Origin of the sequence: Paraburkholderia lacunae (genome assembly GCF_003353175.1) — a bacterium.
GTDB classification, from domain to species: domain Bacteria; phylum Pseudomonadota; class Gammaproteobacteria; order Burkholderiales; family Burkholderiaceae; genus Paraburkholderia; species Paraburkholderia lacunae.
The window spans coordinates 1-22,304 of the sequence record NZ_QHKS01000014.1 but is presented as its reverse complement, the minus strand read 5'-3'; the positions used below and the strand labels follow the sequence as shown (position 1 = coordinate 22,304).

Genomic DNA, 22,304 nt, shown 5'->3' with positions numbered 1-22,304 from the left:
AAGCCAGACGGCCTGCGAACCGATTCTGCGGTCCTTAGGGGATCAACGCGGGGTTCAACGCGGGGTTCAACGCGGGAGTCCCCGCGGGGATCGGGGCGAACACGATTACAGACGTTCGATGATGCCCGCCGCGCCCATGCCGGTGCCGACGCACATCGTCACCATGCCGTACTTGTAGTTGCGGCGGCGCAGGCCGTGCACCACCGTCGACGCACGAATCGCGCCGGTCGCGCCCAGCGGGTGACCCAACGCGATCGCGCCGCCGAGCGGGTTGATCTTCGACGGATCCAGACCGAGGTCCTGGATCACCGCCAGCGACTGCGCGGCGAACGCTTCGTTCAGTTCGATCCAGTCGAGGTCATCCTGCTTCAGACCCGCAGCCTTCAGCGCGGCGGGAATCGCTTCCTTCGGACCGATGCCCATGATTTCCGGCGGCACGCCGCGCACGGCGAAGCTGACGAAGCGCGCGAGCGGCGTCAGGTTGAATTCCTTCAGGATCTTTTCCGACACCACGATCAACGCGCCCGCGCCGTCCGAGGTTTGCGAGCTGTTGCCCGCCGTCACCGAGCCCTTGTTCGCGAACACCGTGCGCAGCTTCGCCAGGCCTTCCATCGACGTGTCGGCACGCGGACCTTCGTCGAGTGCGACTTCGCGGGTCTTCACCTTCACTTCGCCGGTGGCGAGATCGGGGAAGCGCTCGGCGATCGTGTACGCGGCGATTTCGTCGTTGAATTCGCCGGCTTGCTGCGCGGCGATCGCACGGCGATGCGATTCGACCGAGAACGCGTCTTGCGCTTCGCGGCTGATCTTCCAGCGCTCGGCGACTTTCTCGGCCGTCAGGCCCATGCCGTACGCGATGCCGAAGTCTTCACTGCGATCGAAGATGTGCGGCGACATCGACGGTTTGTTGCCCATCATCGGCACCATGCTCATCGATTCGCAGCCGCCCGCGATCATCGCGTCCGATTCGCCGACGCGAATGCGGTCAGCCGCCATCGCCAGCGCGGTCAGACCCGATGCGCAGAAGCGGTTCACCGTCACGCCGCCTACCGTGTTCGGCAGGCCGGCCAGCAGCGCGCCCATCCGCGCGACGTTCAGCCCTTGTTCGGCTTCCGGAATCGCGCAGCCGATGATCGCGTCTTCGATCACCTTCGTGTCGAGGCCCGGCACCTGCGCCACGGCCGACCTGATCGAGTGGACCAGCAGTTCGTCCGGGCGCGTGTTCCTGAACATCCCGCGCGGCGCCTTGCCGATCGGCGTACGGCTCGCGGCGACGATGTATGCGTCTTGCAATTGCTTTGTCATTTAAGGCTCCTTTGTCGACCAGAGTTGGCGCTTTAGCGCCTTACTCTGGTCCCATGCACATAGTTGCTGTCCGCTCGTCGCTCAGTTGCGTACCGGCTTGCCGGTTTGCAGCATGCCCATGATCCGTTCCTGCGTCTTTTGCGTGCCGAGCAGATCGACGAACGCACGACGCTCGAGTTGCAGCAGCCATTCTTCGTCGACGAGGCTACCCGCTTCGACGTCGCCGCCGCACACCGCTTCCGCGATGCGGCTCGCGATCAGGAAATCGTGCTCGCTGATGAAACGGCCGTCGCGCATGTTGACGAGCGATGCCTTGATGGTCGCGATTGCCGAGCGGCCGGCAACCGGAACCTGCACCACGCGCAGCGGCGGACGATAGCCCGCAGCGGACAACGCGCGCGCTTCTTTCTTCGCGACGTCGAGCAGTTCGAACACGTTGAAGACGATCGTGTCGGACGGTTTCAGGTAGCCCATTGCGCGGGCGTCGAGCGCGGAGGCCGAGACCTTCGCCATCGCCGCGTTTTCGAACGACTTCTGCACGAACTTCAGCAGGTCATTGGTTGCGCCGGCTGCGCTTGCCGCTTCCGCAGCGCGCAGCGCAGCTTCCTTCAGACCGCCGCCCGCGGGCACGAGACCGACACCCACTTCGACCAGACCGAGATAGCTTTCGATGTGTGCGACGCGCTTCGCGCTGTGCAGCGCGAGTTCGCAGCCGCCGCCGAGCGCGATGCCCGACACGGCCGAGATGACCGGCACGCTCGCGTATTTCACGCGCAGCATGCCTTGCTGGAACTTCTTCACGAACGGCTCGATGCCCTTCGCACCGCCCATCATGAAGGCGGGCATCGCCTCTTCGAGGTTCGCGCCGGCCGAGAACGGGCCTCCCGGCGTACCGAGTTTCAGCGACGTCGGCTGCCATACGACCAGACCCTTGTAGTCCTTTTCGGCGAGTTCGATAGCTTGCGTCAGGCCGTCGATCACCGACGGTCCGATCGTGTTCATCTTGCTCTTGAACGACACGATCAGCACGTCGTTCTCGCCCGCGCGATCGTCGACCCATGCGCGGACCGCATCGGTTTCGAACAGCGTCTTGCCGTAAGTGCTGGGATCCGCCGCCGTTTCGCCGACCAGCGGTGCGCGGAACACCTGCTTGTCATACACGGACAGAGAGGAGCGCGGCACGAACGTGTTCGAAGCCGGCGACCACGACCCTTCGTTCGTATGCACGCCGCCCTTCTCTGCGACCGGGCCTTCCAGCACCCACGACGGCAGCGGCGTACTCGACAGCGCCTTGCCCGCCGCGATATCTTGCTGCACCCACTCCGCGACCTGCTTCCAGCCTGCCGTCTGCCAGCCTTCGAACGGACCTTCGTTCCAGCCGAAGCCCCAGCGAATCGCCAGGTCCACATCACGCGCGTTGTCCGCAATCGACTCCAGATGCACGCCGATGTAGTGGAACACGTCGCGGAAAATCGACCACAGGAACTGCGCCTGAGGGTGCTCCGATTCGCGTAGCAGCTTCAGACGCTCTGCCGGTGGACGCTTCAGAATGCGCCCGACCAGCTCGTCCGCTTTTGCGCCGCCGTCGACATACTCGCCCGTCTTCGGGTCGAGCACCTTGATCGTCTTGCCTTCCTTCCTGCAGAAGCCGCCGCCGGTCTTCTGACCGAGTGCGCCCTTCTTCACCAGTTCGGCCAGCACGGCCGGTGTTTCGTAGACGGGGAAGAACGGATCGTCCTTCAGGTTGTCCTGCATCGTCTTGATAACGTGCGCCATCGTGTCGAGACCGACCACGTCCGCGGTGCGGAAGGTTGCCGATTTCGCGCGGCCGAGGCGGCTGCCCGTCAGGTCGTCGACTTCGTCGAAACGCAGGCCGAACTTCGCGGCTTCGGTCATGACGGCGAGGATCGAGAAAATACCGACACGGTTCGCGATGAAGTTCGGCGTATCTTTCGCACGCACGACGCCCTTGCCGACCACGCTCGTCAGGAACGACTCGAGCTGATCGAGGATTTCCGGACGCGTCGCGGCGGTCGGAATCAGTTCGACCAGGTGCATGTAGCGCGGCGGATTGAAGAAGTGCACGCCGCAAAAGCGCGCCTTCAGTTCATCCGCGAAACCTTGCGACAGCTCGGTGATCGACAGACCCGAGGTGTTGGTCGCGAAGATCGCGCTCGGCGCGATGTGCGGCGACACTTTCCTGTACAGGTCGTGCTTCCAGTCCATCCGTTCGGCGATCGCTTCGATCACGAGGTCGCACTCGGCGAGCTTCTCGATGTCGTCGTCGTAATTCGCGGGCTGAATGTATTGCGCGTCGTCCTTCACGCCGAACGGCGCCGGCGACAGCTTCTTCAGGTTTTCGATCGCCTTCAGCGCGATCGCGTTCTTCGGGCCTTCCTTTGCGGGCAGGTCGAACAGCAGCACGGGCACCTTGGCGTTGATCAGGTGCGCCGCGATCTGCGCGCCCATCACGCCGGCGCCGAGCACGGCTACCTTGCGAATGATCAGATTGCTCACGTCGTTCCTCCGGGGAGTTGTGCGGTGTCGCGAATGTGTCTCGTATGTTTCGCGATGTATGGCCTGGCGAAGCGCCACGCGTTTCTGGATGGCGTGGCGCTTGCCGTGATGTGGCTTAGAACAGCGCTTCGTCGACTTCCATCAGCGACCTGGAACCCGCGCGCGCCTGACGGATCGTCATCGCCGTTTCCGGCAGCAGCTTCGCGAAGTAGAAGCGAGCGGTGGCGAGCTTCGCCTTGTAGAACGCGTCGCCCGATGCTTCCTTGTCCAGCGCGATGCGAGCCATGCGCGCCCAGAAGTACGAGAACACCAGGTGGCCGACAGTGCGCAGATACGGCACGGCGGCGGCGCCGACTTCATCCGGGTTCTGCATTGCCTTCATGCCGATTTCCATCGTCAGCTTCTGCACCTTTTCACCGATGTCGGCGAGCGGGTTGACGAACTCCTGCATTTCCGGTTTCACGCCTTCGGCTTCGACGAACTCGGCGACCAGCTTGCCGAACTTCTTCATCTTCGCGCCCATGTCGCCGAGCACCTTGCGGCCCAGCAGGTCGAGCGACTGAACGGCGTTAGTGCCTTCGTAGATCATGTTGATGCGGGCGTCGCGCACGTATTGCTCCATGCCCCACTCGGCGATGAAGCCGTGGCCGCCGTAGATCTGCATCGCGTGATTGGTGCCTTCGAACGCGTTGTCCGACAGGAACGCCTTCAGGATCGGCGTGAGCAGCGCGACCAGATCGGCCGCTTCCTTGCGCACGGATTCGTCGCCGTGCGACAGTTCCTTGTCGATTTGCAGCGCGGACCAGTACGAGAACGCACGTGCGCCTTCGGCATAGGCTTTCTGCGTGAGCAGCATGCGGCGCACGTCCGGATGCACGATGATCGGGTCAGCCGCCTTGTCCGGCGCCTTCGGGCCGGTCAGCGAACGCATCTGCAGACGCTCTTTCGCGTACGTCAGCGAGTTCTGATACGCGACTTCGGTGAGGCCGAGGCTTTGCATGCCGACGCCCAGACGCGCGGCGTTCATCATCACGAACATCGCGTTCAAGCCCTTGTTCGGCTCACCAACCATCCAGCCCTTCGCGTTATCCAGATTGATCACGCAGGTCGCGTTGGCGTGAATGCCCATCTTGTGCTCGATGGAGCCGCACTTCACACCGTTGCGCTCGCCCGGTTCGCCCGCCTGGTTCGGCACGAACTTCGGCACGATGAACAGCGAAATGCCCTTGGTACCCTTCGGCGCATCCGGCAGACGCGCGAGCACCAGGTGAACGATGTTCTCCGCGAGATCGTGTTCGCCGCTGGAAATGAAAATCTTCGTGCCGCTGATCGCGTACGAACCGTCGCTGTTCGGTTCGGCCTTGGTGCGCAGAATGCCGAGGTCGGTGCCGCAATGCGGTTCGGTCAGACACATCGTGCCGGTCCAGACGCCGGAGACCAGCTTCGGCAGATAAAGCTGCTGCAGTTCCGGTGTGCCGTGCGCATGCAGACATTCGTAGGCGCCGTGCGACAGGCCCGGATACATCGTCCACGCCTGATTCGCCGAGTTCAGCATTTCGTACAGCGCGTTGTTGACGAACGCGGGCAGGCCCTGGCCGCCGTATTCCGGATCGCAGCCCAATGCGGGCCAGCCGGCCTCGACGTACTGTCGATAAGCTTCCTTGAAGCCCTTCGGCGTGGTCACGACGCCGTCGCCGACGTACGTGCAGCCCTCCTGATCACCGCTCTGATTCAGCGGGAACAGGACTTCGGAGCAGAACTTGCCGGCCTCTTCGAGCACCTGGTTGATCGTGTCGGCATCGAGATCCGCGTGCTTCGGCATCTGCTTGATTTCGGCTTCGACGTTAAGCAGCTCGTGCAACACGAATTGCATGTCGCGCAGCGGCGCGGCGTACTGTCCCATGACTCTCTCCAAAGTTTGACAAGAAGCCAGGCCGTTTGCTCAGTCCGTGGATCGGACCTTCAGCGCCGCTGAATCTGCTCAGGTTCGGCGGTCCCGCTAACGGCTTTCGCTTTGATACGACACAATCAGTTTTTCAAGCGCGGCCCACGTGAGGCGCACCGCATCCGGCAAATGCAGGAAGCGCGCGTCGTGATGCAGGCCGAGCGTGAAGCTGTACAGTTCGAACAGCATCAGCTGCGGATCGGTATCGGCACGCAGATGCCCTTCTTCCATTGCCTGCGAAATCGCGCGAGTGAGCGCCGCACGCCAGATCGTCACGCTCGACACCAGTTGCTCGCGCACCGGGTTGTCCGCGCGGTCGTCATACTCGACCGCGCCGCTGATGTAGATGCACCCAGTGGTGACTTCCTGAATGCGCTTCTCGATCCAGCGGGAGATCATTGCGCGCAGACGCGGCAAGCCGCGCGGTTCACGCAAACTCGGAAAAAACACCTCGTCTTCAAAACGACGGTGATATTCGCGCACCACTTCGACCTGCAAATCCTCGCGCGACCCGAAATGCGCAAACACACCGCTTTTGCTCATCTGCATGCGATCGGCCAGCAGCCCAATCGTCAGACCTTCCAGTCCGTCGCGGCTTGCCAGATCGAGTGCTGCTTCGAGAATCGCGGCTCGCGTTTGTTCGCCTTTTCGCATAGCTTTTTTACCGTTCTAATGTGACCGAAAGAAAATCGAACGGCCGTACTATTATTGAGTGCTGCCGTCCGCGAAACAAGGACTTTATTAGAAACCGGTTTCTAACCTGGATTCAATTCTGCGGCATCCGTCAATCAGACGAAGGAGATTTTTTAGAGGCGTTCGCCTTCTCGTTTGCCCTCTTTCCGTCCTTCGATTGACGCCGCGCCCTTGCACTTATGTGAGAGAAGAGAAGGCGCTAGTCATAACCGCCCACCGTCAGCAGCTTCATCACGGCCCGGTAGGTTGTGTACGCGAGCCAGTTCAGGAGCCGCTCCCCGCCCGGGCGGGCCTCGTAGCGCGCCTCATCGATCCGGCGCGATTCCCGGAACGCCACGAGGATCGCTTCACGCAGCGCGCCGATCTGCGGGTCGTTCACCAGCACCACATTGGCTTCGTTGTTGAGCACCAGGCTCAGCGCGTCGAGGTTCGACGAGCCGACGGTGGCCCAATTCGAATCCACCACCGCGACCTTGCCGTGCAGCATGGTTTTCTCGTACTCGGCGATCTTCACGCCTGCTTTGAGCAGCGCACGATACAGGAACGGCACCGCGTAATCGAGCGCGGCAAACTCCTTGCGCCCGATGATCAGCTTCACATCGACGCCGCGCCGCGCCGCGAAGACCAACGCGCGCCGCAGCTTGCGGCCCGGCATGAAGTAGGGATTGGCCAGCAGCACTTCGCTGCGCGCCTGGCCGATTGCGGTCAGGTAGGCTTTTTCGATGGCGCGCCGGTTGATCAGGTTGTCGCGCGCGACGAAGGCCACGCACGGCTGACCGCCCGCCCACAGCGCCTCGTTGCGGTTGCGGCGCCGCCGGCGCAGCGTGCCGAGCGACGCGTACGACTTCGGCCCGAGATCGGGCGCCAGGGATTCCAGCGGCCGATGCCCAAGGCGAATCCGCCGCCATTGCAGCTCGAAGGCCTGGCGGATATCGGCGACCACCGGCCCGTGCAACTCGACTGCGAAGTCCCAACGCCGGTAGGGCAGCTTCTCACCGTTGTTCTCATAGTCGTCGACGATGTTGATGCCGCCGCAATACGCGAACTGATCGTCCACCACCGCCAGTTTGCGGTGCGTGCGCGAGAAGCCGAAGCGGCCGAACAGATGCGGGTTGTAGATGCGATGCTCGACGCCGGCCGCCGGCCATTCGTTGAACATCGGCAAGCGTTCGGTGCCGATGCCGTCGGTGATCACGCGCACCGTCACGCCACGCGCTGCGGCGCGCAGCAACGCCGCGCTGACGGCACGGCCGGCGCTGTCGTCGCAGAAAATATAGGTTTCGAGAACGACGTCGGTCTGCGCCGCGTCGATACGCGCGCTCAGCGCGGCGAAGAACTCGTCGCCGGAGCGCAGCAGCTTGATGTCATTGCCGCTAGTGAAGCGGTAGCGCTGCCAGTAGCGGCGGCCAAGCAGGGCTTGCCGGAGTCGCGCGAAACGGCGCGCGCCCCCGACGCTCACCGGGCACGCTCCTTCAAGCGCCCATCGAGCTCTTTCGGGCACTCGTTCAGCCGCTTCGGCAACTGCAGGATCGCATCGGCATTCGACGACGAAAAACAGCGCGACGCCGCCTCTTCATACGGCAGCCACAGGAACGCGGTGTGCTCGCGCGGCGCGAGCGTCACTTCGAGCTGCCCGGGCACTTGCAGACTGAACCAATGCTCGGTGTTATGGATCACGCCTTCGGCATAGCGGTGACGGAACTCGGGATAGATCTCGTATTCGATCTGATATTGCCAATCGAAGAGCGCGCTATGCGGCACCAGTGCGCTGCCGACCACGATGCCGGTTTCCTCGGCGACTTCGCGCGCCGCGGCTTCGGCGAGCGGCTCGTCCAGATGGTCTTTGGAACCCGTCACCGACTGCCAGAAGCCTTCGTGGTCGGCGCGCTCGATCAGCAGCACCTCGAGCGCGGGCGTATGAATGATGACGAGTACGGATTGCGGGATCTTCGGCGGTTTCGGCATGGCGTGAAAACTGGGCGCAGCGCTTGCGCGGTACATGTCGGTTGACGGTCGAAAGCAGTTGCTTCGACTGTAACGCAAAAAACGAAAAAGGCGCATCACGCGCCTTTTCCGTTTTGCTCTTTCGCCGACACGCTGTCGTTTTCAGACAGCGTTGGCTTGCCCGACCGTCAAATACGTTACGCCTTCGGTTCCGGCGTACGCAGACGGATGTGCAACTCGCGCAGCTGGCGCTCGTCCACTTCGCTCGGCGCCTGCGTGAGCAGACACTGCGCACGTTGCGTCTTCGGGAACGCGATCACGTCGCGGATCGAATCGGCGCCGGCCATCATTGTGACGATGCGGTCCAGACCGAATGCGATACCGCCGTGCGGCGGCGCACCGTATTGCAGCGCGTCGAGCAGGAAGCCGAACTTGGCTTGCGCTTCTTCCGCGCCGATCTTCAGCGCGCGGAACACCTTGCTCTGCACTTCTTCACGGTGAATACGCACCGAACCGCCGCCGATTTCCCAGCCGTTCAGCACCATGTCGTAGGCCTTCGCGAGGCAGCGCGCCGGATCCGTTTCCAGATACTCGAGATGCTCGTCCTTCGGGCTCGTGAACGGGTGATGCGCGGCGACGTAGCGGTTGTCTTCCTCGTCGTATTCGAACATCGGGAAGTCAACCACCCACAGCGGCTTCCAGCCGGATTCGACCAGACCGTTGGCCTTGCCGAATTCCGAATGGCCGATCTTCAGACGCAGCGCGCCCAGGCTGTCGTTCACCACCTTCGCGCGATCCGCCGCGAAGAAAATGATGTCGCCGTCTTGCGCGCCGGTGCGCTCGATGATCGCCTTGACCGCTTCGTCGTGCAGGTTCTTGACGATCGGGCTTTGCAGACCGTCACGGCCCTTCGCAACTTCGTTGACCTTGATCCACGCCAGACCTTTCGCGCCGTAGATGCGCACGAATTCCGTGTAGCTGTCGATATCGCCACGCGAGAGCTCGCCGCCCTTCGGCACGCGGATCGCTGCGACGCGGCCGTCCTTCGTGTTGGCCGGCGTGCTGAACACCTTGAAGTCAACGTCCTTGACTGCATCCGTCAGGTCCGTGAATTCGAGCTTCACGCGCAGGTCCGGCTTGTCCGAACCGAAGCGGCGCATTGCTTCCGAATACAGCATGACCGGGAATTTCTCGTCCAGCGTGACGCCGATCGTTTCCTTGAACACGTGACGGATCATCGCTTCGAACAGATCGCGGATTTCCTGTTCCGACAGGAACGAGGTTTCGCAGTCGATCTGCGTGAATTCCGGCTGACGGTCGGCGCGCAGGTCTTCGTCGCGGAAGCACTTGACGATCTGGTAGTAGCGATCGAAGTTCGCCACCATCAGCAGTTGCTTGAACAGCTGCGGCGATTGCGGCAGCGCGAAGAACTGGCCGGCGTTGGTACGCGACGGCACGAGGTAGTCGCGGGCGCCTTCCGGCGTGCTCTTGGTGAGCATCGGCGTTTCGATGTCGATGAAGCCTTGCGCGTCCAGATACTTGCGCACTTCGATCGCGACGCGGTAACGCAGACGCAGGTTGTGCTGCATCTGCGGACGGCGCAGATCGAGCACACGATGGGTGAGACGCGTGGTTTCCGACAGGTTGTCGTCGTCAAGCTGGAACGGCGGCGTGATCGATGCGTTCAGCACGATCAGCTCGTGACACAGCACTTCGATCTTGCCGCTCTTCAGCGCGGCGTTCGTCGTGCCTTCCGGACGGCTGCGCACCACGCCCTTGATCTGCAGGCAGAACTCGTTGCGCACGCCTTCGGCGGCCTTGAACATTTCCGCGCGATCCGGATCGCAGACGACCTGAACGAGGCCTTCGCGATCGCGCAGGTCGATGAAGATGACGCCGCCATGGTCGCGGCGGCGGCTTACCCAGCCGCACAGCGAGACGGTTTGGCCCAGCAGTTCTTCGGTCACCAGACCGCAGTATTCAGATCTCATCGACATGATGTTTGTCTTTCGTTTTGCATTGGTTGAACGGCGCGCGGCAGTTGAACACTGCGTGAAACATTGCGCGCCGGCATTACAGCGGAGGCTCGACTGTCGTGCGGCGCACCAGCGCCGGCGGCGCGGACGGCGCCACGACGCCCATCGAGACGATGTACTTGAGCGCAGCGTCGACCGTCATGTCGAGCTCGATCACTTCGCTCCTCGGCACCATCAGGAAGAAGCCGGAGGTCGGATTCGGCGTGGTCGGCACGTACACGCTGACGCAGTCTTCTTTCAGGTGATTGACCACGTCGCCGCCCGGAATGCCGGTCAGAAACGCGATCGTATAGGACCCGCGGCGCGGATACTCGATCAGCAGCGCCTTGCGAAACGCGTTGCCGCTGCTCGAAAGCAACGTGTCGGACACCTGCTTGACGCTGGTGTAGATCGGGCCGACCACCGGAATGTGCGCGACCACGACCTCCCACCACTTCACGAGCTTCTGCCCGATGAAATTCTGCGTCAACAGCCCAACGACAAAGATGAACGCGAGGGTCAGCACCGCGCCGAGACCCGGCAGGCGGAAGCCGAAGACACGCTCCGGCTGCCACGAACGCGGCAGCAGCAACAGCGTCTGGTCCATTGTGCCGATGATCAGGCCGAGCACCCACAGTGTGATAGCCAGAGGCACCAGCACCAGCAGGCCAGTCAGGAACACCGATTTGAGCGTCGTTTTTTTCGTCGTCATGTGTACCGCCAGAAAGCCGCGCGCGCGAGAGCCCGCTGCGCGGATGTGTGCGCCGCCGTGAGGGCGGCAGTCCTGCTAGACGCTGCCCGAACCGCTCGAGGCTGCGGAAGCGGCCGAAGCGGCCGGTGCGGCAGCAGGCGCGGCCGGCGTTGCGGCTGCTGCCGGGCTGCTGGCCGAACCGGTGTCGGATTTCGCGGCACCGTCATTCGCCGACGCGCTGTTCTCGCCCGCATTCGAACCGCCATTCGCGTCGGGCTTAGCCGGCGCGCCCGTGCCGCCATTACCACCGCGAAAATCGGTGACGTACCAGCCCGAGCCCTTCAGCTGAAAGCCAGCGGCGGTCACCTGCTTGCGAAAGGTGTCTTTCCCGCACTCGGGACACTGCGTCAACTGGGGGTCGCTCATCTTCTGAAGCACATCCTTCCCGAAGCCGCACGATTCGCAACGATAAGCGTAGATCGGCATGATCCTTTCCCTACTGAAATCTTGTAAACGCTTGCAAAGCCTTGAATTATAGCCGCAAACGGCAGCTCACCCCCGGATTTCCCGGGCGAGCGCCCGATACAGCCGCCGCCGTGCCAAATGGGGGCAACCAACACCGAATCAAGTCCGCCGGGCACGCGCCGGCGCTGCCCTCAGCCGCGGCGGCGCCACGTCAGCCAGCGCTCGCGTCCGGCAAACACGGCGATCGAATCGGTCACGGCTTCGTCTTCGATCAAATCGAAGTACGGTGTGAGCAGCGCGTCGAGCTCGGCGCGCGCGATACCGAACGGCGGTCCTTTGGGCGTCTCGCCGATGAAGAAAAAACCCGCCAGCAGCGCGCCGCCAGGCAGCAGTTCGGCCATCCGCTGCGCGTAGTCTGCACGGCGCGCCAACGGCAGCGCGCAAAGGAACGCGCGCTCATAAATCCATGCCGGCGCGAACGGCGGCTGGTACGTGAAAAAGTCCGCCTGTTCGACCAGATCCGCGTGCTTCGCGCCCAATTGCTCACGTGCTGCCGCAACGGCGGCCGGCGAAAAATCGAACGCACGGACCGGGCTACCGTGCTCGATCAACCAGAGCGCCTCGTAAGCGCTGCCGCAGCCCGGAATCAACACGGCCATGCGGCCATGCCGCTCGGCGAACGACCGGAACGCCGCCGGCACCCCGGCCTGATCCCACGGCGTGTAATGGCGTTCGAAGCGCTCGTCCCAGAAGTCCGGCGAGTTGGGATCGCGGCTGGCGAAGTCAGGTGCGGAAGGTTGGTTCGGGTCGCTCATCGGGTACCTCGTAGGGATCGACGTCAGCCGCCGTAAGCGAACGCCAGAAACGCCCGCGCCAGCACCGCGCCCACCCCGACTGCCACGCCGAACAACAGCAGCCCTTGCAATAGCCGGTTGGTACGTTTTTGTTCAAGCAGAATCTGCTGAATCATGTCGTCGTTCGCGCCGCGAGTGCTGTCGTGACGCTCGGCCAGCACGTGATGAATCAGACGCGGCAGCTGCGGCAGTGTCTTGCTCCACTGCGGCGCCTCGATCTTCAGCCGCTCGTACCAGCCGCGCACACCGATCTGCTCGTTCATCCAGCGTTCGAGATACGGCTTGGCGGTCTTCCACAGATCCAGCTCCGGATCGAGCGAGCGTCCGAGCCCCTCCACGTTCAGCATGGTTTTCTGCAGCAGCACCAGCTGCGGCTGGATCTCGACGTTAAAGCGGCGCGACGTTGAGAACAGGCGCATCAGCACCTGCCCGAGCGAAATATCCTTCAGCGCGCGGTCGAAATACGGCTCACAGACCGCACGAATCGCGCTTTCCAGTTCTTCGACGCGCGTGCTCGGCGGCACCCAGCCAGACTCCAGATGCAGTGTGGCGACGCGATGATAGTCGCGCTTGAAGAACGCGAGGAAGTTCTGCGCGAGGTAGTTCTTATCGAAATCCGACAGTGCGCCGATGATGCCGAAATCGAGCGCGATATAGCGGCCGAAATGCGCCGGATCGAGGCTCACCTGAATGTTGCCCGGGTGCATGTCGGCATGAAAAAAGCCGTCGCGGAACACCTGGGTGAAGAATATCTCGACACCTTCGCGCGCCAGCTTCGGAATGTCGACGCCCGCCGCGCGCAGCGTGTCCACCTGGCTGATCGGCACGCCGACCATCCGCTCCATCACCAGCACCGTGGGCGTACAGAACTCCCAGTACATTTCCGGCACCAGCAGCAGATCGAGCCCGACGAAGTTGCGGCGCAACTGGCTGCCGTTGGCCGCCTCGCGCATCAGGTCGAGTTCGTCGTGCAGATATTTGTCGAACTCGGCGACCACCTCGCGCGGCTTCAGGCGCTTGCCGTCGGCCCACAGGCGCTCGGCCCACACGGCGATGTCGCGCAGAAGCGCGAGATCGGAATCGATCACCGGCAGCATGTTTGGCCGCAGCACCTTGACGGCGACGGCCTTGCCCGCATGCTGGCCGGTCTTCACCTTCGCGAAGTGCACCTGCGCAATCGACGCGCTCGCTACCGGCACGCGCTCGAAGTCGTCGAACAGCTCGTCGACGGGCGCGCCGAGCGACTTCTCGACCAATCCGATCGCCACCGCCGAGTCGAACGGCGGCACCTGATCCTGGAGCTTGGCAAGCTCGTTGGCGATATCGACCGGCAGCAGATCGCGCCGGGTGGACAGCACCTGGCCGAACTTGACGAAGATCGGCCCCAGGCTTTCAAGCGCCAGCCGCAGCCGCACGCCCGGCGGTTCGTCGAACTTGCGGCCGATCGTGGTGATGCGCAGCAGCAAACGCACGCGCCGGTCGTTGATGCGGCCAAGCATCATCTCATCGAGACCGAAGCGAATGACGGTGAAAAAAATCTTGAGGAAACGCAGAAAACGCATAGTGGAGCCCGGTGACTAGCGCGTGCCGCGCAACGTGGCGGCGCCGCCCGACGCACCGGCGCCGCGGGCTTCGACCTTCTGTTCAAGGCGCTCGAGGCGCTTTTCGACGCGCGCCAAAGCATCGCGGGCACGTGCCAGTTCGATGTTGAAATCGTCGAGCGCGGCGCGCCGCACCAATTGCGGATTCTCGTCGAGCAGATATTCAGCGGCCGTATCGAGCAGGTTGCGACCGGTGCGCCGCGCATGTTCGCCAACCGAGCGCACGACCGACGCCACCCGCCATGCCGGACCATCCCCGATCAGCTTTGCGAGATCCTCTTCCGGCTCCCAGCGCAGATGCTCGGCGAGCTTCGCGATCACGGTGGCGAATTCGGCGTCACCTTCGATCTTCACGTGCTTCATCACGGCGGCCTGGCCGCCTTGCACGAGGGCCGGCAGCGCATCCGACGGCACCGCGATAGTCACGTCGAACTGCGGCGCCTCGGTAGCGCCGATCGCGCTCAGGTAGCCATCGGGTTGCACCACCAGCATCAGCACGACCGGCGGACACGACAGTCTGGCGGTTTTTCCCGCGTACGGGGCGAGGCGCTCACGAGCCCACGATTCGCGGGCGAGCAGATGATTGACGGCAGCAGCGAAGGGCTTGGCGGCGAGGGTCATTGAAAGTGGCAAGAAAAAACCCGCGCGGGCGAGTTGCCCGCGCGGGTTCCTATTGTAACGTCCGTTCGCTTCGCGGCTTGCTATGCCGAACGGCCAATGCTTTGTGCGAAGTCAGGACGAGCAGTGCTGTCTTAGTGCTGCGACACCTGCTGAATGCCAGCCAGCAGCCAGCCTTCGCCGGCACGGTTCGACTTCGACAGATTCCAGACTTCGACGAACGGTTCGGCCGCCGCGCCGGCCGATTCACGGATCAAGCCGGAGAAGCGCACGCTGGCGAAGTATTCGTTCACGCGCTCTTCGACGCCGAGCAACTCCGCGTTCAGTTGCACCACGTCCGTCTGGTTCGGCTCCGCGCCGCGCGACGACAAATCGACCTTCACCTCGGCGAACATCTCCGGCGTGGTGAATTCGCGGATGTCGTCCATGTTGCCGACATCCCACGCGGCTTGCAGGCGCACGAAGTACACCTTGGCGTTACGCAGGAACGCTTCCGAATCGAAGCCGGCGGGCACGGCGGGCACGGCATTGATGGACGGCGCGGTCAGCGGGCTGCCTTGCGGTTCGAGATACGAGCCGGTGGGCGGTGCGTTGTAGCGCGGTTCCTGCGAGTAGCCGGTGCCGCCCGCGTTCAGCGACGGCGCGCCGCCCGCGTACGCCGGTTGCGCCGAGTCGCGCTTGCGGCCCATGAAACGGCGGATCAGCCAGATGCCGATCATCGCGATCGCGGCGATCACGATGAGGTTGGCCATGGCGCCGGCAAACGCGCCGCCAAGACCGAAGTGCGACAGAAGCGCGGCGATGCCGAGGCCGGCGGCGAGACCGGCGATCGGTCCGAGCCAGCGCGAGCGGTTAGGCTGCGCGGCCGGCGTGGGTGCAGGAGCCGGCGCCGGTTGGGCGCGCTGCTGCATGGCCTGATTGCTTTGGGAAGGTTGAGTCGGGGTCGACTGATATTGCTGCTGAGCCGTATTCGACTGACGGCCGATGCTGCGGCCGCCGCCCATGCGGCGGGCTTCCGCATCGAGCGAGGCGAGAGAGCCGGCCATGATCAGACCGACCATCGCGATCAGTCCGATTCTTCTCACCAACGACCTCGAAAGCTTACGGGGAGATAACGCACCTGAATCGGACATTTTCGTACTTTCCTTTAAAAATCGATGGGTTAGGGACCCTAGTATTTGGTCCCCACATGTAAAGCTACCACGCCAGCTGACAAATTGTAATATTTGACGCCGTCGAGACCCGCTTGTTCCATCATTGTTTTTAAAGTTTCCTGGTCCGGATGCATCCGGATCGATTCCGCGAGGTAACGGTAACTCTCGGCATCCTTCGCAAAACGGTCGCCGAGCCACGGCAAAACCTTGAACGAATAGACGTCGTAGACCTTCTTGAGCGGATCCCACACCTTCGAGAATTCCAGCACCAGCAGACGGCCGGCCGGCTTCAGCACCCGGCGCATTTCGGCGAGCGCCACGTCCTTGTGCGTCATGTTGCGCAAGCCGAATGCCACAGTGACTACATCGAAGTAATTGTCCGGAAAGGGGATTTTTTCGGCGTCGCACAGCAACGCCGGGGTGACGATGCCCTTGTCCAGCAGCCGGTCGCGGCCCACGCGCAGCATCGATTCGTTGATGTCGGTGTGCCAGACTTCCCCGCTTGCCCCGGCCTGCTTCGCGAACGCCTTGGACAGATCGCCGGTTCCGCCCGCGATATCGAGCACCTTGAAGCCCGGCCGCACGTTGGCCTGGGCGATCGTGAACATCTTCCACGCCCGGTGCAACCCGCCCGACATCAGGTCGTTCATCAAGTCGTAGTTAGCGGCGACCGAGTGGAATACGCCCGCCACTTTCTGCGCTTTTTCCTGTTCATCGACTGATTGAAAGCCGAAGTGGGTTTTGCTCATCGCGCTCGTCCTTTCGCGTATTCTGAAATGTTGCGCCGCATCAGTGCGGCGATCAGGGCGAATCGTATCAGTGACAATGCCCGTGCGCAGCACCGGATGGAATCATGGGCGCATCGCGGTCGACGCCGGCCGCTTCCAGTTTGGCGAGATAGGCGCGCCAGAGTTCCTCCTGACGGACTGCCATGTCGTACAGCAGGTCCCAGGAATAAATGCCGGTGGCGTGGCCGTCGGAGAACGTCGGCTGCAACGCATAGTTGCCGACGCCTTCGATCGTCGTGATCGTCACGTCGCGCTTGCCGGTCTGCAAGGTTTCCTGGCCGGGCCCGTGTCCCTGCACGTCCGCCGACGGCGAATACACGCGCAGCAGTTCGAACGGCAAGCGATACGTTTCGCCGTTTGCGTACTGCAATTCGAGCACGCGAGATTTGGAGTGCACGACCACCCCGGTCGGCACCGGGGTATCGGGGGTCAGTCCGCTCATGATGGCCTCATAAGAAAACGCCGGGCCGCTCCAGGTTTTCGCCCCCCTCGGAGGGCCTGGCGCGAAGCGACAGGTTAGGGGCGCTCAGCCAAGAGCTTGTTCGATTTCCTGGCGAACCGCGTCGCGCAACAAGGTAGCCTGCGCGCGGCGCGACGACAGCATCGCTTCGGATACCGTGCGTTGACGCGGCGCCCAGATCGGCAACGGGAAATGCGCGTCGTTCGAAAAGCGCGGAATCACATGCCAATGCACATGCGGCACCTGGTTGCCGAGGCTCGCCAGATTCACTTTGACCGGCTGCATGATGCGCCGCATCGCGCGCTCGACCGCATACACGGCCTTCATCACGCGATCGCGGTCGCTTCCGGCAAGGTCGGAAAACTCGGCCACATGCTTGCTCCAGATCACCCGGCAGAAGCCCGGGTAATCGTGTTCGTCGGCGAGGACGACACGCAAGGTGTCGTCCTGCCACAGCACGTCGCCGCCATCTTCGCGGCAAAAAACACAGTCCATCGTCGTCCCCAGGCAGAAATCGTCAGTGGCGCCATTAAACCAGCACGCGCTCGATTCCGCCATTGTTCGCCCGCTGGACGTAATCCGCCATCCAGTTCTCGCCGAGCACGTGACGCGCCATCTCGACGACGATGTAGTCCGCCTCGGTGCCCGCGTCTTCGTTGTAGCGCGACAGGCCTTGCAGGCAGGACGGGCAGCTCGTCAGGATCTTCACGTCGGCGGCGCCGTTCGGCGTACCCACGGCGCCGGCCGCACCGGCCGAACCATTGCCCCGATCGATCGCGTCCGCCCCCGCGGCGCCCAGCGGAGCGCCGCCCGGCGGAATAGCCCGCAGCTTCGCCGCACCCTTGCGGATCTCCTCTTCCTTGCGGAAGCGGACCTGCGTCGAAATGTCGGGACGAGTCACCGCGAGTGTGCCGGATTCGCCACAGCAGCGATCGTTCTTCTCGATCCTGTAGCCGTCTTTTTCCGAGCCCATCAGTTCATTGACGAGCTTGACCGGGTCCATCGTCTTGATCGGCGTGTGGCACGGGTCGTGATACATGTAGCGCACACCGTTCACGCCTTCGAGCTTGATGCCTTTCTCCAGCAGAAACTCGTGGATATCGATGATCCGGCAACCTGGGAAGATCTTCTCGAATTCGTAGCCGGCGAGCTGGTCGTAGCACGTGCCGCACGACACCACCACCGTCTTGATGTCGAGGTAATTCAGCGTATTCGCGACACGGTGGAACAGCACCCGGTTATCCGTGACGATCTGCTCGGCCTTGTCGAACTGGCCCGAACCGCGCTGCGGATAGCCGCAGCACAGATAACCCGGCGGCAGCACGGTTTGCACGCCCGCCTCCCACAGCATCGCTTGCGTAGCCAGACCCACTTGCGAGAACAGCCGCTCGGAGCCGCAGCCCGGGAAGTAGAACACCGCTTCCGTGTCGGCGGTGGTCGTCTTCGGATTGCGGATGATCGGGACGATCTTGTTGTCCTCGATGTCGAGCAACGCGCGCGCGGTTTTCTTCGGCAGATTGCCCGGCATCTTCTTGTTCATGAAGTGGATCACCTGCTGCGTGACCACCGGCTTGCCGACGGTGGCCGGCGGGTGCGCCGTCTGCTTCTTCGCGAACTTCTTCAGCACGTCGTTGCCGAGGCGCTGCGCCTTATAGCCGATGCCCATCATCGCGGTGCGCGCGAGGTTGATGGTCTGCGGATTGGTGGCGTTGAGGAAGAACATGCCGGCCGCGTTGCCCGGGTTGAACTTCTTCTTGCCCATCTTGCGCAGCAGGTTGCGCATGTTCATCGTCACGTCGCCGAAGTCGATCTTCACCGGGCACGGCGTCACGCACTTGTGACAGACGGTGCAGTGATCGGCGACGTCGTTGAACTCGTCCCAGTGCTTGATCGACACGCCGCGGCGGGTTTGCTCTTCGTACAGGAACGCCTCGACCAGCAGGGACGTGGCGAGAATCTTGTTGCGCGGGCTGTACAGCAGGTTGGCGCGCGGCACGTGGGTCGCGCAGACCGGCTTGCACTTGCCGCAGCGCAAACAGTCCTTGATCGAATCGGCGATCGCGCCGATATCGGACTGCTGCATGATCAGCGATTCGTAACCCATCAGGCCGAAGCTCGGCGTGTAGGCGTTGCGCAGGTCGGCGCCTTCGAGCAGCTTGCCCGCGTTGAAGCGACCATGCGGATCGACGCGCTGCTTGTAAGCGCGGAATTCGCCGATCTCGTCTTCGGTAAGGAATTCGAGTTTCGTAATACCGATGCCGTGCTCGCCGGAAATCACGCCGTCGAGCGAACGCGCCAGCTTCATGATGCGTGCGACCGCCGTGTGGGCGTCCTGCAGCATCTCGTAGTTGTCGGAGTTGACCGGCAGGTTCGTGTGCACGTTGCCGTCGCCCGCGTGCATGTGCAGAGCGACGAACACACGGCCGCGCAGCACCTGCTTGTGGATCGCCTGGGCTTCGTCGAGGATCGGCTTGAACTCGCCGCCGTTGAAGATCTGCCGCAACTCAGCCCGGATCTCGGCCTTCCACGACACGCGCACCGTACGGTCTTGCGTGATATGGAACACGGTCGCATCCGGCTGCGCGTCGACGCGATCGGCGAACTTCTCCGCCAGCCCTTCGTAGCCGAGGCCGACCAGGTAATGCTGCGCCTCGCGCAAGGACAGATCGAGCTTGTCGCGCAGGAATTCCCAGCGTGTGCGCACCTTCTTCAGCAGATCGAGCGCCTGTTGCACGCGATCTTCGAGCAACTCTGCGCTTGGGATTTCATTGGCGTCATCGCTCTTGCCCGCCTTGGCCAACTCGAGCAGCTTGCCGCTCTTGAAGAACGCTTCGAGCGCGTCGACCAGTTGCAGCTTGTTCTTGATCGACAGTTCGATATTGATGCGCTCGATGCCGTCGGTGTACTCGCCCATCCGGTCGAGCGGGATCACCACGTCTTCGTTGATCTTGAACGCGTTGGTGTGCTTGGCGATCGCGGCGGTGCGGCTGCGGTCGAGCCAGAAACGCTTGCGCGCCTCGGCGTTGACCGCGACGAAACCTTCGCCGCTCTTGCCGTTGGCCATCCGCACGACTTCCGAGGTGGCCTGCGCGACCGCGTCCGCATCGTCGCCGACGATGTCGCCGATCAGCACCATCTTCGGAAACGCATTGCGCTTGCTCTTGGTCGCGTAGCCGACCGCGCGCAGATAGCGCTCGTCCAGATGTTCGAGACCGGCGAGAATCGCGCCGCCCTGCTTCGACGTTTCGAACAGGTAATCCTTGATTTCGACGATGCTCGGAATCGCCTCACGCGCCTGGCCGAAGAATTCGAGGCAGACCGTGCGCGTATGCGCCGGCATCTTGTGCAGCACCCACCGTGCGGACGTGATCAGCCCGTCGCAGCCTTCTTTCTGCACGCCCGGCAGGCCGGCGAGGAATTTGTCGGTGACGTCCTTGCCGAGGCCTTCCTTGCGGAACACGCGACCCTTGATGTCGAGCGATTCGGTGCGCAGCAGCTTCTCGCCCGGCGCGTAGTTGCCGTCGAACCATTTCAGCTCGAAACGCGCGACTTCGATGTCGTGGATCTTGCCGAGGTTGTGGTCCAGACGGGTGACTTCGAGCCAGTTCCCTTCCGGGTCGACCATGCGCCACCAGGCGAGGTTGTCGAGCGCGGTGCCCCACAGCACGGCCTTCTTGCCGCCCGCGTTCATCGCAACGTTGCCGCCGACGCAGGACGCGTCGAGCGACGTCGGATCGACCGCGAACACGTAGCCGGCCTGCTCGGCCGCTTCGGTGACGCGGCGCGTGACGACGCCCGCGCCGGAGAAAATCGTCGGCACTTTACGATCGACACCCGGCAGCACGGTCAATTCGACCGCGCCGAGCTGTTCTAGCTTTTCGGTGTTGATGACGGCCGCGAACGGCGTGAGCGGCACCGCGCCGCCCGTGTAGCCGGTGCCGCCTCCGCGCGGAATCACGGTCAAACCGAGTTCGAAGCACGCCTTGATCATGCCGGCGATCTCTTCTTCGGTATCCGGCGTCAGCACGACGAACGGGTACTCGACGCGCCAGTCGGTCGCGTCGGTCACATGCGAGACGCGGGACAAGCCGTCGAACTTGATGTTGTCTTTTTCGGTGACGCGGCCCAGCACCTTGGTCGCGCGGCGGCGCAGATCGGCTGTCTTCTGGAATTCGCTCTCGAAATCGTCGACGGCGCGGCGCGCGGCCACGACCAGGGTTTCGACGCGGGCAGCCCGGTCGACGCCCGCTGCGTCGCCGTGCTCGACCAGATCGGCGCGGCGGCGCTTCTCGATCTCGGACAGACGGTGGTGCAGCGCCTCGATCAGCAGCGCGCGGCGCTTCGGGTTGTCGAGCAGGTCGTCTTGCAGGTAAGGATTGCGGCGCACCACCCAGATATCGCCGAGCACTTCATACAGCATCCGCGCCGAGCGGCCGGTGCGGCGTTCCGCGCGCAGTTCGGCCAGAACCGCCCAGGCTTCGTCGCCGAGCAGACGGATAACGATTTCGCGGTCGGAAAACGACGTGTAGTTATAGGGGATTTCGCGCAGACGCGCTTCAGGATCGGCGGCCACCGCAGTGGCGGCCCCGTGCGGATCGAAAACTTGAGGTGCGTTCATGTTCGGACGACTCGGTGGGTCAACCAGGCACGCTCATCGGTGAGGCGCTGGCTGACGGTGCGCGTGGCGCGCAATGCTGGAAATTTTTTCTAGTGGAGCGAAGCGCAACCGACGGTCTACCCACATCGGTCGCTTCGCGGCGCTCAGAGACAGCTACACGATCGGGCGTGCCGGAGGTGACGCTCCGCCGCGGGGCGAGACTCACGCGGGGCGGGCATCAAATGGGCGATCCGAGGCTGCCAGTGCATCTTCCGATCCTTATTCCAAAATGAAATTCTACCGCATGATCCACCTGCGCGTTGACGCCTGAAATCCGGGCTGCGAAGGGCTTTTCGCGGATTCGTCGCGAATCGTCCGGTCGCCGCCATGCGGGAAATTTACCGACCGAACGGTCGGGCAGGCCCTTTGGAGCGGCCCAGGGAGACACGCTGAAGGCCAGAGCGCGCACCGTTGGCGCTATCATTGGCCTTTTCCCGTCTCACAGAGCGCACCGCGCCACCCGCATGGCTTCCCACGACTACCTGAAGAAAACCCTGACCGCACGCGTCTACGACGTGGCGCGCGAGACCGAACTCGAACGCGCGCCGAATCTGTCGGCCCGCCTGCGCAATCCCGTCTATCTGAAGCGCGAGGACA

At 63.2% G+C, this 22,304-nt stretch carries 17 protein-coding genes and 1 pseudogene; 1 reads left to right on the top strand and 17 read right to left on the bottom strand.

Annotated features, from left to right (window positions below):
• Nucleotides 1–105: 105 nt before the first annotated feature.
• The 17 genes from DLM46_RS21655 to DLM46_RS21575 all read right to left on the bottom strand — a co-directional run bounded on the left by DLM46_RS21655 (nt 106) and on the right by DLM46_RS21575 (nt 21,668).
• A complete protein-coding gene (locus DLM46_RS21655; protein WP_115103690.1) occupies nt 106–1,305 on the bottom strand; it encodes an acetyl-CoA C-acyltransferase in 1,200 nt (399 codons plus the stop codon).
• A gap of 81 nt (nt 1,306–1,386) precedes the next feature.
• The gene (locus DLM46_RS21650) at nt 1,387–3,822 is read right to left on the bottom strand and encodes a 3-hydroxyacyl-CoA dehydrogenase/enoyl-CoA hydratase family protein (protein WP_115103688.1); all 2,436 of its coding nucleotides are present in this window, start codon (nt 3,820–3,822) and stop codon (nt 1,387–1,389) included.
• Between the two features lie 115 nt (nt 3,823–3,937).
• Nucleotides 3,938–5,725, bottom strand: a complete 1,788-nt coding sequence (locus DLM46_RS21645; RefSeq protein WP_115103685.1) for an acyl-CoA dehydrogenase C-terminal domain-containing protein — start codon at nt 5,723–5,725, stop codon at nt 3,938–3,940.
• A gap of 96 nt (nt 5,726–5,821) precedes the next feature.
• Entirely contained in the window at nt 5,822–6,421 is a 600-nt protein-coding gene (locus DLM46_RS21640) for a TetR/AcrR family transcriptional regulator (protein ID WP_115103682.1), read from the bottom strand.
• 238 nt (nt 6,422–6,659) lie between these two features.
• Complete coding sequence (gene clsB, locus DLM46_RS21635) at nt 6,660–7,919, bottom strand: cardiolipin synthase ClsB (protein ID WP_115103681.1); 1,260 nt, start codon at nt 7,917–7,919, stop codon at nt 6,660–6,662.
• Nucleotides 7,916–8,425 (bottom strand): dihydroneopterin triphosphate diphosphatase, encoded by a 510-nt coding sequence (nudB, locus tag DLM46_RS21630; RefSeq protein WP_115103929.1) that lies wholly within the window; start codon nt 8,423–8,425, stop codon nt 7,916–7,918. The genes clsB and nudB overlap by 4 nt, the downstream gene beginning before the upstream one ends.
• 176 nt (nt 8,426–8,601) lie before the next feature.
• Nucleotides 8,602–10,401 (bottom strand): aspartate--tRNA ligase, encoded by a 1,800-nt coding sequence (aspS, locus tag DLM46_RS21625; protein WP_115103678.1) that lies wholly within the window; start codon nt 10,399–10,401, stop codon nt 8,602–8,604.
• Between the two features lie 76 nt (nt 10,402–10,477).
• Nucleotides 10,478–11,131: a DUF502 domain-containing protein gene (locus DLM46_RS21620; protein WP_115103676.1), complete on the bottom strand. Its 654-nt coding sequence runs from the start codon at nt 11,129–11,131 to the stop codon at nt 10,478–10,480.
• Nucleotides 11,132–11,206: 75 nt separating this feature from the next.
• Nucleotides 11,207–11,596: an FmdB family zinc ribbon protein gene (locus tag DLM46_RS21615; protein ID WP_115103673.1), complete on the bottom strand. Its 390-nt coding sequence runs from the start codon at nt 11,594–11,596 to the stop codon at nt 11,207–11,209.
• Nucleotides 11,597–11,766: 170 nt separating this feature from the next.
• A complete protein-coding gene (locus DLM46_RS21610) occupies nt 11,767–12,390 on the bottom strand; it encodes a class I SAM-dependent methyltransferase (RefSeq protein ID WP_115103671.1) in 624 nt (207 codons plus the stop codon).
• 23 nt (nt 12,391–12,413) lie between these two features.
• Nucleotides 12,414–13,991 (bottom strand): ubiquinone biosynthesis regulatory protein kinase UbiB, encoded by a 1,578-nt coding sequence (gene ubiB, locus DLM46_RS21605; RefSeq protein ID WP_115103668.1) that lies wholly within the window; start codon nt 13,989–13,991, stop codon nt 12,414–12,416.
• Nucleotides 13,992–14,006: 15 nt separating this feature from the next.
• Nucleotides 14,007–14,651 carry a ubiquinone biosynthesis accessory factor UbiJ gene (locus DLM46_RS21600; RefSeq protein ID WP_115103666.1) on the bottom strand — a complete coding sequence of 215 codons (645 nt, stop codon included), beginning with the start codon at nt 14,649–14,651 and terminating at the stop codon, nt 14,007–14,009.
• 131 nt (nt 14,652–14,782) lie between these two features.
• The gene (locus tag DLM46_RS21595; RefSeq protein ID WP_115103664.1) at nt 14,783–15,781 is read right to left on the bottom strand and encodes a Tim44 domain-containing protein; all 999 of its coding nucleotides are present in this window, start codon (nt 15,779–15,781) and stop codon (nt 14,783–14,785) included.
• Between the two features lie 38 nt (nt 15,782–15,819).
• A complete protein-coding gene (gene ubiE, locus DLM46_RS21590; RefSeq protein ID WP_115103662.1) occupies nt 15,820–16,551 on the bottom strand; it encodes a bifunctional demethylmenaquinone methyltransferase/2-methoxy-6-polyprenyl-1,4-benzoquinol methylase UbiE in 732 nt (243 codons plus the stop codon).
• Nucleotides 16,552–16,618: 67 nt separating this feature from the next.
• On the bottom strand, nt 16,619–17,032 hold the full coding sequence (locus tag DLM46_RS21585; protein WP_115103659.1) for a gamma-butyrobetaine hydroxylase family protein: 414 nt from the start codon (nt 17,030–17,032) through the stop codon (nt 16,619–16,621).
• A gap of 84 nt (nt 17,033–17,116) precedes the next feature.
• Nucleotides 17,117–17,545 carry an HIT family protein gene (locus tag DLM46_RS21580; protein WP_115103657.1) on the bottom strand — a complete coding sequence of 143 codons (429 nt, stop codon included), beginning with the start codon at nt 17,543–17,545 and terminating at the stop codon, nt 17,117–17,119.
• Between the two features lie 34 nt (nt 17,546–17,579).
• A complete protein-coding gene (locus DLM46_RS21575; protein ID WP_115103654.1) occupies nt 17,580–21,668 on the bottom strand; it encodes a DUF3683 domain-containing protein in 4,089 nt (1,362 codons plus the stop codon).
• 461 nt (nt 21,669–22,129) lie between these two features.
• Between DLM46_RS21575 and DLM46_RS40430 the strand changes: the two are divergent.
• Nucleotides 22,130–22,304 (top strand): annotated as a pseudogene (locus tag DLM46_RS40430) (threonine ammonia-lyase, biosynthetic); the annotation flags it as partial.